Origin of the sequence: Propioniciclava sp., from assembly GCF_029977985.1 — a bacterium.
Lineage (GTDB): Bacteria > Actinomycetota > Actinomycetes > Propionibacteriales > Propionibacteriaceae > Propioniciclava.
Genome location: NZ_JARKOT010000196.1, coordinates 1 through 11,198 on the forward strand (window position 1 = coordinate 1; position 11,198 = coordinate 11,198).

Below are 11,198 nucleotides of genomic sequence, written 5' to 3' on the forward strand. Positions count from 1 at the left end.
CGACCGCCGCCTCACCGGCGTCATGACCGCGCAGACCCGCCGCGATCTCAATGCCAGCTTCTACGGCATCCCGCCCGCGGTGCGGCCGGTCGGCGTCCGTGCGCCGGGCAACCAGGGCACGTTCGGCGGCGGCGTCGCGCATCTGTCGGGGCTGTTCACCTGGATCCTCGGGCCGCTGTTCGTGCACGCGGTCTCGCCGTCGGGTTCGCCGGCGCGCCGCGAGGCGGCGAAGGCCTTCAACTTCCAGCTCATCGCGGGGATCGCGTTCTTCGCGACGGTCCTGCTCGGCAGCCTCCTGCTGCCGGAGGCCGTGGGCGCCACCATCGCGGTGGTCGGCTGGTTCACGTGGCTCGTTCTCACGATCCTGGGCGGCGCCCGGGCGTTCTCAGGGCAGCCGTGGCGCAACCCGGTGACCCGGGTGATCCGGTGGGAAGCATTGGACACCCGCGGGCGTTGATAGGATGGCCCGACCGGCTCGGCCACTGCGGTGGGCGCGGTCGGGACAACTCAAGAGGGGGTGACTGGTTTCGACTCGGGACGGTAGTCCCAGGAGAAGCGTGCCGAGGAGCCGACGACAACTCGCAAACGACCGTCGGAAACCAATAACTGCCGACAACACTCGTGCAGACTTCGCTCTCGCTGCCTGATCAGTGATCGAAGGGTCGGCCCGGATGTAGCCTTCCGTCCGGTGTCCGGCCTCATCAAGGAGGCTTGCTGACCAGCTGACGCCTTGGCGGCTGGTCGGGACTTCACCAGGGCTGGGCCTGTCCGCGACGTGCCGGTGACGAGCGCGGGGGCCGAGCAGAACGACACCACCGGCTGCGCACGGAGAAGACCTGGTTCGCCTTTCGAGGACGCGGGTTCAATTCCCGCCACCTCCACTCACCTCTGTTGTGACGGGGCCGGGGCCGCGGAAGCGGTCCCGGCCCTGTGGCGTGCGGGGTCCGGAGTATGAGTTCACCCGATCACCCGCTCGTCTTTTCGTTCGAACCAACCGGTGCCGTTGACGTGCGCGGCGTCCGTGGCATCAGGCCCGCCGCTTCCAGGCTCCGATGCTGGCGGTGTTGTCGTCCACGCAGGAGGCGAGGAGTCGCACTCGTGGGCCTCCGGGGGCTAGTCCGTGCACACCTTGTCTCGTCTCCCGATGGAGAACACCTCGATGGTGACCACAGAGTCGTGGATCAGCGCGAGGATTCGGTAGGAACCAACCCGATAGCGCCACTCGCCGGTGTGAGTGGCTGTCAAACCCTTGCCGAGGGATCGGAGGTCGGTGCACCCGTCGAGGTTGTTCTTGATCCAGGTCGCGAGAATCCTGGCGTCGAAGCGATCCATCTTCGTCAGTTGCTTGCGTGCCCTCGCTGTCAGTTCGACGCGATAAGTGCCTGGGGGAATGCTCACCGGGCGAGCTCGTGGAGGATCTCGTCGATGCTGAACCGCTCGCCGGAATCGTGGGCGATGGCTTCGCGGAGTTCCTGCAGGTCGTAGGAGTCCTCGATTTTCTCCAGGATGGCCTTCCGGGCGAAGTCGGAGATGGTGACGCCCTCGAACTGGGCGAACTTGCGGACGAGCTCGGCGTCCTCTGCGTTCATGCGCACGGTCATGGTCGTCATCGTTCGCCTCCTGGGCGGTGGCAGGGGTTCATGCTGACTACAGTGAATTCACGGCTGGTGTGCGTCAGCAACTCTCGAGAGCACCCGTGCGAAGAGGCCGGGAGCGGTAGCTCTCCACCCCTTTCGTTGTCTCGGACGCGGTGGCAAGCGAGCGAATCAGGACCACTGGTGGATGCGGTCACGTCGACGGCTGGAGACGGGTGCATATCATGATCCCGCTGTCCGTTTCCAGTCCCGCGGTCGTCCATCCCTCGAGGTGAGATGTGCGGTCAACGAGCTCATCGACCTTGGGTTGGGCCAGCTGGGCTCGGGGAGGAGGCCGTCGACGAGGTGGATGCCCCAGGCCATCAGCTTCCTCACCGACGCCCAACAGTCCGATCTGGCCCGCGCCATCGGCATGGGCCATGACCTGGGCATTCTCCTGATGGATCGGGACCCACGCGGCATGGCAGTGCCTCCTTGCTCCGGAAATGCCTTGCCGGGCTTGAGGGTCGGATGGTGGACTGCTCCGCATGGGCAACGCTGTCGGTCTACGCCCGCTGTCGGTCCAAGACGCGGAGGTGATGTCCCGGGTGCTGGCGGACCCGTCACTGTACGAGTTCACCGGTGGAGAGCCCCCGAGTGTCGCGGAACTTGAACGGAGGTACACGATCCAGGCACGCGGGTATTCCTCCGATGGCTCGGAGGAATGGATCAACTTGGTGGTCATGCGGCTACCCGACGAGCAGCCCATAGGCTACGTGCAGGCCACCGTGCCCAAGAATGGGGAGCCAGCTGAGATCGCTTGGGTGATCGGGAGGCCCTGGCAGGGGCATGGCTTCGCGACGCGCGCGGCACAGCTGCTGGTCGAGCGCCTCGCGGGGAGCGGGATCAACGACTTGGTCGCGCACATCCATCCTGACCACCTGGCCTCGCAGTCCATCGCGACGAAGCTAGGAATGGCCCCGACCGCGGTGGAGCTCGATGGGGAGATTCGCTGGCTGAGCACGAGCGTCTGATGGAGCCCCGGTCCGACCACGTCCAGGGCTCGGTGGGTTCGCGTACGCCGAACTCGAACAGCGCCCGCGGGTCGTTCCAGTCGTGCCCGAAGTCCTCCGACTCACCGGGTTCGGTGAGTTCGATGCGCTCTCCCGTGAGCAGCGCTGCGCGCAGCGAGGCGGCGTGAAACTCGTCCACGCGCGGCCCGGGGCCGAGGTGACCTGGGTCGCGCCGCCGTAGAAGCCCGGGACGACCTGCGTCCACAGCCAGCCGAGGATGTTCGTGTTGTCGCTGTAGCCGAGGAACGGCTTGGGGTCACTCCTCGCTGTCGAGGCGTCAAGATGCGGGATGACGGTGATCTCGTCCTCGCCTCCGATGGTGGTGAGGATCGCCCTGATCTCGGGGTCGGCGAACGCGCGTTGAGGTCTGCGGCACGGTCCTCAAGCCGGGGCGGCGAACGACGGGGAGAGGACGGCCACCTTGTCTCCCACCGCCGCCTTGGGCGCTGTCAGGAACTCAACGCGGGCAGCCTAGTGGTCCGCGTCTGATGGCCGACCTTCGCTCTGGCGGGCAGAGGCGTTCATCGCCGGCGTTGCACGTGGGGAGTCCGGGCCCTCGCGCGAACAGCCCCTCTGGCAGGATGAGGGCGTGGACGCCGCTGCTGCACCCCTCGAGCCGGGAACCCTGCTGGTGGCCGGGGTGATGCTCACCGACGGCGTCTTCGACGGCAGCGTCGTCCTGCTGCTCGACGTGGACGCCTCGGGTGCGCTCGGCGTCGTCCTCAATCGGTTCGCCGACCTGGAACTGGCCCATGCCCTGCCCGGCTGGGAACGCCTCGCCAGCTATCCGCACCGGCTCCACGACGGCGGCCCCGTGTCCCAGGAGGGAGCCATCTGCCTCGCCTCGCCGCTGCACGCCGACGAGGAGCCGCCGGGCTGGCGTCGCGTGTTCGCCTCCGTCGGCCTGCTGCACCTCCAGACGCCGTTCGAACTTGCCGACGGAGCCTTCCGCGACCTTCGGATCTTTGCCGGCTACGCCGGCTGGGGGCCGGGGCAGCTCGCCGATGAGGTCGCCCGCGACCTCTGGTTCTGCTTGCCCGGCACGTATTCCGACGTGTTCGACGCCGACCCCGAGGGCCTGTGGCGCCGGGTCCTGGCCCGCCAGCCGGGCGAACTAGGCTGGTTGTCGACGTGGACGACCACGCCCGAGTGGAACTGAATGCCACACTGGGCGGAACGGGAGGGGAGACACGATGGCTGAATCGGGCAGCCTGATCCTCGTCGTCGACGACGACGTGGCGCTGGCCGAGATGCTCCAGATCGTGCTGCAGGCCTCCGGTTTCGAGACCAGTTGGGTGTCTCGTGGCGATCGCGTCCTCGACGAGTTCCGGCGCTGCCGCCCCGACCTCGTGCTCCTCGACCTCATGCTGCCCGGTCGCGACGGTGTGGACGTGTGTCGCGACCTGCGTGCCGAATCCGACGTGCCGATCGTCATGTTGACCGCCAAGTCCGACACGCGCGACGTGGTGGAGGGGCTCGAGGCGGGCGCCGACGACTACGTGCCCAAGCCGTTCAAGACCCAGGAGCTGCTGGCCCGGGTCAAGACCCGGCTGCGCCGGTCGACACCCCCAGAGGAGGACCCGAAGGTGCTCCGCATCGGCGACGTCGTGATCGACGCCGAGGCGCACACGGTCCACCGCGGCGACGAGCCCATCGCACTCACCCCTCTTGAGTTCGACCTGCTCCTCGCGCTGGCCAGCAGGCCGCGCCAGGCGTTCACGCGCGAACTGTTGTTGCAGGAGGTGTGGGGCTACCGGCATCCCGGTGACACGCGCCTCGTCAACGTGCACGTGCAGCGGCTCCGCTCCAAGATCGAGCGCGACCCCGAGCGTCCCGAGATCGTGGTCACGGTCCGCGGCATCGGCTACCGGGCGGGTTCGCCCTCCTCATGACGCGCGTCCGGCGTCTGCTGGCCGCGCCGTGGACCTGGTGGGCGCGGTCCCTGTCGTTCCGGGTGGTCACGATGAGCGTGACGGCGTCCCTCATCGTCCTCGCCCTCACCGGCTGGCTTCTCGTCGACACCTCCAGTCGCGGCATCCTCGAGGCGAAAACCGCGCAGTCGGTCTCCGAGGCGTCCGCCGTCATCGAGAGCATGCAGAGCTCGCTCCGGGACGCCGACCTGCGCACTTCCACCGTCAACGAGCGACTCACCGTCCTCGCCCGGGACGCCGCCAGTCGCGGCAACGTCGGCAACCAGTACGAGGTGGTCATCTCGGGGCCGGTCTCCGACATTGCCTCGGCGGGGGTGGACGTCGGCAGCGTGCCCCCCTCCATCCGGACGGCCGTGGCCGATGGCGGCCAGGACCTCTTCACGACCCCGACCCTCATCCGGTTCTCCGACGGCCGTGCGGACGCGGCCGGACTCGTCGTCGGCGGGGCCCTGCTGGCGCCCGGCAGCGGCCGCTACCCGGTCTACTTCCTGTTCCTCATGGACCAGGAGGAGGAGACCCTGCAGGTGGTCCGGCGCTCGGCGCTGCTCGCCGCCACAGCGTTCCTGCCGCTCATGACCGGCATCATGTACCTGATCTCGCTGCAGGCGCTGCGGCCCATCCGGGCCGCGCGTGAGGCGTCCGAACGGATCGCCGCGGGCGACCTGGCCGAGCGGATGACGGTGCGCGGCTCGGACGACCTGGCCGGCCTGAGCCAATCGATGAACCACATGGCCGCCGAACTGCAGGACCGGTTGGGCCAGCTCGAGAACCTGTCCCGAGTCCAGCGCCAGTTCGTCTCCGACGTCTCGCACGAACTCCGGACGCCGCTGACCACGATCCGCATGGCCGTCGACGTGATCCACGAGAACCGTGCCCGGATGGAGCCCGTCCCGCGCCGGTCGGTCGAGCTGTTGCGTGGCGAGATCGACCGTTTCGAGACGCTGCTCACCGACCTCCTGGAGATCTCCCGCTTCGACGCCGGCGCCGCCGAACTGCAGCTCGAGGACGTCGATCTCGTCGACCTCGTGTCCGTGGAGGTCGCCGCTCAGCAGGCGCTGGCGGACGCCTACGAGACCACCATCGTTCTGGACGCCCCCCGCCACGCCTACTGCCTCGTCGATCCGCGTCGCATCCGGCGCATCGTCAGCAACCTGCTCTCCAACGCGATCGAGCACGGCGAGGGGCGCGACGTGATCGTCACCGTGGCCGCCAATGCGTCGGCGGTGGCGGTGGCGGTGTGCGACTTCGGCGTCGGCTTCAGCGCCGCCCAGAGCCACCAGGTGTTCTCGCGGTTCTGGCGCGGCGACCCCTCCCGCCAGCGCACGGTCGGCGGGTCCGGCCTCGGGCTGTCGATCGCACTCTCGGACGCCCAACTGCACGGCGGATGGCTGAACGCATGGGGACGACCGGGGCGGGGCGCCCAGTTCCGGCTCACGCTGCCCGTGCGGCCGGGGGAGAGCGTGCTGGAGTCACCCATCCCTGTCGTGCCGGAGGGAGGTCAGTGATGCACCGCCGTCAGCTGCTCGTCGCGCTCGGGCTGGCCGGACTGACCGCCGGCTGCGCCGGGGTGCCGACGAGTGGGCCTGTCGCGCGCGTGTCGGCGGACCCCGGCCGCATCAACCCAGGGGTCGAGATCGCCCCGGCGCCGCCCGACCGCAACGCGTCTCCCGGCGAGGTCGTCGAGGGCTTCCTGCACGCGATGGCGTCCTGGCAGCCCGACTACGGCGTCGCGCGCACCTACCTCACGGAGAGGGCCAACGAGACGTGGAACCCGTCCGCCGGCGTCCGCATCTACGCCGAGGGCAACCCCGTCAGCTCCACCGACACGGGAGCCCGCCTCGTCGCCCCCATCGTGGGGACGTTGGACGCCGCCGGCTCCTACCACCAGTCGACCGGCCAGCTGGAGCACGACTTCGGGCTCGTCCAGGTGGCGGACCAGTGGCGCATCGACTCCCCGCCCGAGGGTCTCATCGTGTCGGAGTACCTGTTCAGCAGCGCGTTCACGCGGGTGGTCGTCTACCACTGGGCCCCGGGGCGGGAATGGTTGGTGCCCGACCCGCGGTTCTTCCCCCGGGGCGCCTACGCGCTCGAAGGGGCCGTCCGTGCGGTCACAGCCGACCCGCCCTCATGGCTCGCGCCCGGCCTCGACCACCAGTTGCTCCTCGTCGGCTTCGCGTCGGCGCACATCGACTCGACCGGGGTCGTTCAGGTCCGCCTCGAGCGGCTTGGGCCAGATCTGGACGATGTGGCGCGCCGCCAGCTCGTCGCGAGGCTCGTTTGGACGCTGCGTCCCTTCGAGAACGCCACCGGCGTCGAAGTGGCCTGGACCGACGGCATCCCTTGGCAGGTGGACACGTACACCCGGGCGGTCCCGCTGGACGCCTTTCCCGCGGCCGACCCGCAGGACCGCCAGACGAGCCGCCAGCTGTTCGCGGTCGTCGGCGGGCGCGTGGTGCGGGCGATGGAGGGTGCGGGCGGGCTGGAGTCGATCCCGGCCGCACCGGGGCTGGAAGGCGTGTCGTTCGCCGCCGTCCGTCCGGACGCTCTCCAGGTCGCAGCCGTGACCGGCGACCGCACGGCCCTCGTGACGGCCCCCATGTCGGAGCCGGGTAGTCAGCCCGTCGCGAGCGCCATCGGCCTCCGGCGGCCGCACTACGCACGACAGGGCGAGCTGTGGGTGTCCGACGACCGTGGGGCCATCTCCGCGGTCCTGGCAGACGGAACGTGGGTGACCGCATCGGTCACAGGCTTGGGCGACGGCCGCGTCTCGGTGCTCCGCCTGGCGCCCGACGGGGTGCGGGTCGCGCTCGTCATCGAGCAGCCGGGCGGCACGTCGTCGGTGGCGGTCGGTGTCGTCTCCCGAATCGGCACCCAACTGGCCATCGAGGGTGTCCGGCAGTTGTCGGTGTCCGACTCGATTGCCGCGCGCGCGGTGCGCGACGTCGGCTGGCGCACGGCCGACACGCTCATGGTGCTCACCACCGACGGCCACTCGTCGATCGTCATGTCGCTCGCCCAAGACGGGTCGACGATCGCCCCGGTCGGTCCCTCCGGGGAGGACAACCTCGTCGAGATGGCCGTCGCGCCCGGCGTCGTGCCCTTCGTCCGCCGCGCCAACGGTGAGGTGCTGCGCTACAACGCGGACTTCCGATGGTCGACCCTCCCGGCGACCGTCAGCTCGCTGTTCTACCCAGGGTGACGGACCGGTCCTAATGTGCGGGCGTGAGAGCGCTCCTGGACGCCGCGGCCGCTTGGTTCCTCGGTGCGGCCTGCCCGACGTGTGGCGCCGACGCCGCCGGAGCCTGCGCCGCCTGCCGCGCCGTGCTCGGCGCACCGGAGGCGTTCAGGGTCCCCTGGGCGGCGGCGGGCGTGCCGGTGGTCGCCGCGCACGCCTATGAGGGGGTGTGGGCAAGCGCGGTGGTCGCGTTCAAGGAGCGCGGCTCGCGCAGCCTCACCGATGTGCTCGCGGGGTCGTTGGCCTGCGCGGTTGCCGAGGTGCTGGCGGCTGGTGGGGACGGGGTGCAGGCGCAGCCCGTCGTTCTCGTGCCCATGCCGTCGCGGGCGACGGTCGTGCGCGAGCGGGGGCTGGACACCACGGCCTTGCTGGCCCGCCGGGCGGCGTCCCTCCTGGACGCCGTGGGCCTGCCCGCCCGTTCGGCGCGCGTGCTCGCCCACACACGCCGGGTGACCGACCAGTCCGGCCTGACGATCGGGGAGCGCCGCCGCAACCTGAGAGGTGCGCTCCGGGCGCGCCGACAGGTGCCGGGGACGGTGATCGTCATCGACGACCTGGTGACGACCGGGGCGAGCCTGGCGGAGGCCGTCCGGGCGCTGCAGGCGGAGGGCATGCGCGTCGCAGGCTGCGGCGTCCTCTGCGCGGCCCTGCGCCGGCACCCGGAGCATCCCGGGTGAGCCAGGGCTGACGCAGGAAATCGACCGAGCGTGCGCCGGGGGGTCGGCGACGCTCGGTCGATTTCACGGTCGCCCCCGGGACCGGGGGCGCGGGGTGCTGGCGCCTGGTGCCTGGTCAGAGGGCCGCGACGCCGGACTCGCCGGTGCGGACCCGCACGACCTCGGAGATGTCGGTCACCCAGACCTTGCCGTCACCGACCTGGCCCGTGCGGGCCGCTTCGGCGATGACGTCGACGATGGGACCGGCCTCGTCGGAGTCGCAGAGGATCTCCAGCTTCACCTTGAGGATGAAGTCGATGGTGTAGGTCGAGCCACGGTAGACCTCCTTGTGGCCGCGTTGTCGGGCGTAGCCGGACACCTCGGACAGGGTCATGCCCCGCACGCCGTACTTGATCAGCGCGAGCTGGACGTCGTCCAGGTGGTCGGGCTGGATGATGGCGGTGACGAGCTTCATTGGGCCTCCTCGGCGTTCAGTTCGCTCTCCGGCAGGTGGCTGGCGTCCAGCAGCAGCGAGCGGCGAACGCCCGATCCGAGAGCGGAGTAGTAGACGGGGCTGAAGTCGTAGCCGACCTCGGAGTGCTCGACCAAGTCGATGCCGGACAGCTCTTCGGCCGGGGTGACCCGGAATCCGATGGTCTTGTGGATCGCCGTGCCGATCACCCACGACACGATGAACGAGTAGACCAGCACGGCGAAGGCACCCACGGCCTGGCGCCACAGCTGGTCGACACCGCCACCGTAGAAGAGGCCCGCGACGCCTGCAGGGCTGTCCGGGTCGGCCAGCAGGCCGATGAGCAGGGTGCCCACCATGCCGCCGACGAGGTGGACGCCCACCACATCGAGCGAGTCGTCGTAGCCGAAGAGGTTCTTCAGCCCGACGGCGTAGGCGCAGGCGACGCCCGCGACCGCGCCGATGACGAGCGCGCCGAGGGGGCTGACCGAACCGGCGGCCGGCGTGATGCCGACCAAGCCTGCGACGATGCCGGACGCCGCACCGAGCGACGTCGGGTGTCCGTCTCGGAAGACCTCCACGATGAGCCAGGCGCACAGGGCGGCGGAGGTCGCAGCGAGGGTGTTCACCCAGGCCACGCCAGCAGTCGTGTTGGCGGCCACAGCGGAGCCGGCGTTGAAGCCGAACCAGCCGAACCACAGCAGGGCGGCGCCGAGCATGACCATGGTCATGTTGTGGGGGCGCATCGGCCGGGAGCCGAACTCCAGCCGGGGACCGAGGACGAGAGCCAGCGCCAAGGCCGCAGCGCCGGCGTTGATGTGGATGGCGGTGCCACCGGCGAAGTCGATCGCCTTGACCTGGTTGGCGATCCAGCCGCCGACGACACTGCCGTCTTCCGACGAGAACGCGAACACCCAGTGGGCGGCCGGGAAGTAGACGAAGGTGCCCCACAGGATCGTGAAGAGGGTCCACCCCTTGAAGGTGGCGCGGTCGGCGATCGCGCCGGAGACCAGCGCGACCGCAATGATGGCGAAGCACGCCTGGAACGCGACGAAGGCCATGGCGGGCAGGGTACCCGCGGTGGCGTCCTCACTCATGAGCCCGTTGAGGCCGATGAACTCGAAGGGGTTGCCGAGGATGCCGGCCCCGCCGATCGAGTTGCCGAAGGCCATCGAGTAGCCGTAGAGAACCCACAGGACGCCGATGGTGCCCATGGTGATGAAGGACATCATCATCATGTTGAGTACACCCTTGGCCCGGACCATTCCGCCGTAGAAGAGGGCGAGGCCGGGGGTCATCAGCAGCACGAGAGCCGCACTGGTGAGAACCCACGCGGTGTCGCCCGCGGAGATTTCGTAGATCATGTTCATGATCGTGACGGGGCCGTGTTTCGCTTCCGTGTTGTCCATGTTCCGCGTCTGTTAGCGGCGTGTTGCACCTTCGTTACGGGCGCTGGTCGGGGCTGGAGACACCGGGTGCGCGCGCGCCGTGAAAAGCGGTCCGCGCTGCGCTAGGGTCGCCTCATGGCACCACAGCCAGACCCTCGGCGTTCGTCGCCGAAGGCTGGCCCGGGTGCCATTTCCATCGGCCCCTCGAGAAAGGACTGACATGGACGTCATCGTCACCGGACGCCGCTGCACGATCTCGGACGAGTTCCGGGACAAGGTGTCGGAGCGGATCGGCGCGATCGAGCGCTTCCGCGACCGGGTACAGCGCGTGGAGGTCCAGGTCTCCGCCTATCCGCACAAGCAGCCCGATCAGGCGACCAAGGTGGAGATCACCTTGTACGGCCGCGGGCCGGTCGTGCGTGCCGAGGCCTCCGCCGATGACAAGTCGATGGCCTTCGAGCACGCCCTCGACCGCATGAAGAGCCAGTTGCGCCGCGCGGCCGACCGCCGCAAGGTGCACCGTGGCCTGCGGGTCGCCGACTCCCTCGAACAGGCCCCCGCCGTCAAGGCACCCGCGGACCCCGAGGCTGCGCCTGTCCAGCGCATCGCCGGCCTCGAGATCACCGGCGACGGCCCGCTCGTCGTCCGGGAGAAGATCTTCCCGGCCACGCCGCTGACCCTCGCCCAGGCTCTCGACGAGATGGAGCTCGTCGGCCACGATTTCTTCCTCTACGTCGATGCCGAGTCGGGCGCCCCGAGCGTCGTGTACCGCCGTCGCGCCTACGACTACGGCGTCATCCACCTGGACCTGCCGAAGGAGTGAACTCGGTCCGCCTCACGCGTGCCGCGGCGCGGCGGATCGCCCTGGC

Annotated in this window: 13 protein-coding genes and 1 other RNA gene; 9 read left to right on the forward strand and 5 right to left on the reverse strand. The window is 69.7% G+C overall.

All coding sequences use genetic code 11. The annotated features are described in order from the left end of the window. Together Q1K57_RS11515 and ssrA are read left to right on the forward strand one after the other, a co-directional pair. Positions 1 to 457, forward strand: a 457-nt coding sequence (locus tag Q1K57_RS11515) for a DUF4870 domain-containing protein (RefSeq protein WP_300082667.1), incomplete at its 5' end; no start/stop codon positions are given. A gap of 56 nt (positions 458 to 513) precedes the next feature. Beyond that, positions 514 to 884: a transfer-messenger RNA gene (gene ssrA, locus Q1K57_RS11520) on the forward strand. 229 nt (positions 885 to 1,113) lie between these two features. Here the strand turns inward: ssrA and Q1K57_RS11525 are convergent. After that, on the reverse strand, positions 1,114 to 1,398 hold the full coding sequence (locus Q1K57_RS11525; RefSeq protein WP_300082670.1) for a type II toxin-antitoxin system RelE/ParE family toxin: 285 nt from the start codon (positions 1,396 to 1,398) through the stop codon (positions 1,114 to 1,116). After that, positions 1,395 to 1,610 (reverse strand): type II toxin-antitoxin system RelB family antitoxin, encoded by a 216-nt coding sequence (gene relB, locus Q1K57_RS11530; protein WP_300082673.1) that lies wholly within the window; start codon positions 1,608 to 1,610, stop codon positions 1,395 to 1,397. Before relB ends, Q1K57_RS11525 begins: the two co-directional genes overlap by 4 nt. 512 nt (positions 1,611 to 2,122) lie before the next feature. Here relB and Q1K57_RS11535 point away from each other — a divergent pair. Then, positions 2,123 to 2,608: a GNAT family N-acetyltransferase gene (locus Q1K57_RS11535; protein ID WP_300082676.1), complete on the forward strand. Its 486-nt coding sequence runs from the start codon at positions 2,123 to 2,125 to the stop codon at positions 2,606 to 2,608. Here Q1K57_RS11535 and Q1K57_RS11540 read toward each other — a convergent pair. Beyond that, positions 2,543 to 2,986, reverse strand: coding sequence for an LD-carboxypeptidase (locus tag Q1K57_RS11540; RefSeq protein ID WP_366525369.1), 444 nt, complete (start codon positions 2,984 to 2,986; stop codon positions 2,543 to 2,545). The two genes, Q1K57_RS11535 and Q1K57_RS11540, sit on opposite strands and share 66 nt — an antisense overlap. A gap of 250 nt (positions 2,987 to 3,236) precedes the next feature. On the opposite strand from Q1K57_RS11540, the gene Q1K57_RS11545 reads away from it, so the two are divergent. From Q1K57_RS11545 to Q1K57_RS11565, 5 genes are read left to right on the forward strand one after another with little or no spacing between them, the layout of a single operon-like run. Continuing rightward, complete coding sequence (locus tag Q1K57_RS11545; RefSeq protein ID WP_300082679.1) at positions 3,237 to 3,806, forward strand: YqgE/AlgH family protein; 570 nt, start codon at positions 3,237 to 3,239, stop codon at positions 3,804 to 3,806. 34 nt (positions 3,807 to 3,840) lie between these two features. Then, complete coding sequence (mtrA, locus tag Q1K57_RS11550; RefSeq protein ID WP_300082682.1) at positions 3,841 to 4,539, forward strand: MtrAB system response regulator MtrA; 699 nt, start codon at positions 3,841 to 3,843, stop codon at positions 4,537 to 4,539. After that, on the forward strand, positions 4,536 to 6,083 hold the full coding sequence (gene mtrB, locus Q1K57_RS11555; RefSeq protein WP_300082685.1) for an MtrAB system histidine kinase MtrB: 1,548 nt from the start codon (positions 4,536 to 4,538) through the stop codon (positions 6,081 to 6,083). The genes mtrA and mtrB overlap by 4 nt, the downstream gene beginning before the upstream one ends. After that, a complete protein-coding gene (locus Q1K57_RS11560; RefSeq protein WP_300082688.1) occupies positions 6,083 to 7,777 on the forward strand; it encodes an LpqB family beta-propeller domain-containing protein in 1,695 nt (564 codons plus the stop codon). Before mtrB ends, Q1K57_RS11560 begins: the two co-directional genes overlap by 1 nt. Before the next feature lie 23 nt (positions 7,778 to 7,800). Then, positions 7,801 to 8,490: a phosphoribosyltransferase family protein gene (locus tag Q1K57_RS11565; protein ID WP_300082691.1), complete on the forward strand. Its 690-nt coding sequence runs from the start codon at positions 7,801 to 7,803 to the stop codon at positions 8,488 to 8,490. A gap of 115 nt (positions 8,491 to 8,605) precedes the next feature. Here Q1K57_RS11565 and Q1K57_RS11570 read toward each other — a convergent pair whose 3' ends face one another. Both Q1K57_RS11570 and Q1K57_RS11575 read right to left on the reverse strand, forming a co-directional pair. Next, the gene (locus Q1K57_RS11570; protein ID WP_300082694.1) at positions 8,606 to 8,944 is read right to left on the reverse strand and encodes a P-II family nitrogen regulator; all 339 of its coding nucleotides are present in this window, start codon (positions 8,942 to 8,944) and stop codon (positions 8,606 to 8,608) included. Then, positions 8,941 to 10,350, reverse strand: coding sequence for an ammonium transporter (locus Q1K57_RS11575; RefSeq protein WP_300082696.1), 1,410 nt, complete (start codon positions 10,348 to 10,350; stop codon positions 8,941 to 8,943). Before Q1K57_RS11575 ends, Q1K57_RS11570 begins: the two co-directional genes overlap by 4 nt. Positions 10,351 to 10,549: 199 nt before the next feature. Between Q1K57_RS11575 and raiA the strand changes: the two genes are divergently transcribed. Continuing rightward, positions 10,550 to 11,152: a ribosome-associated translation inhibitor RaiA gene (raiA, locus tag Q1K57_RS11580; protein WP_300082699.1), complete on the forward strand. Its 603-nt coding sequence runs from the start codon at positions 10,550 to 10,552 to the stop codon at positions 11,150 to 11,152. Positions 11,153 to 11,198 lie beyond the last annotated feature (46 nt).

Coding starts and splice junctions, on each gene's coding strand:
- relB (WP_300082673.1), bottom strand. CDS start 1,610: ATGACGACCATGACCGTGCGCATGAACGCAGAGGACGCCGAGCTCGTC.
- Q1K57_RS11535 (WP_300082676.1), top strand. CDS start 2,123: ATGGGCAACGCTGTCGGTCTACGCCCGCTGTCGGTCCAAGACGCGGAG.
- mtrA (WP_300082682.1), top strand. CDS start 3,841: ATGGCTGAATCGGGCAGCCTGATCCTCGTCGTCGACGACGACGTGGCG.
- mtrB (WP_300082685.1), top strand. CDS start 4,536: ATGACGCGCGTCCGGCGTCTGCTGGCCGCGCCGTGGACCTGGTGGGCG.
- Q1K57_RS11560 (WP_300082688.1), top strand. CDS start 6,083: ATGCACCGCCGTCAGCTGCTCGTCGCGCTCGGGCTGGCCGGACTGACC.
- Q1K57_RS11570 (WP_300082694.1), bottom strand. CDS start 8,944: ATGAAGCTCGTCACCGCCATCATCCAGCCCGACCACCTGGACGACGTC.
- Q1K57_RS11575 (WP_300082696.1), bottom strand. CDS start 10,350: ATGGACAACACGGAAGCGAAACACGGCCCCGTCACGATCATGAACATG.
- raiA (WP_300082699.1), top strand. CDS start 10,550: ATGGACGTCATCGTCACCGGACGCCGCTGCACGATCTCGGACGAGTTC.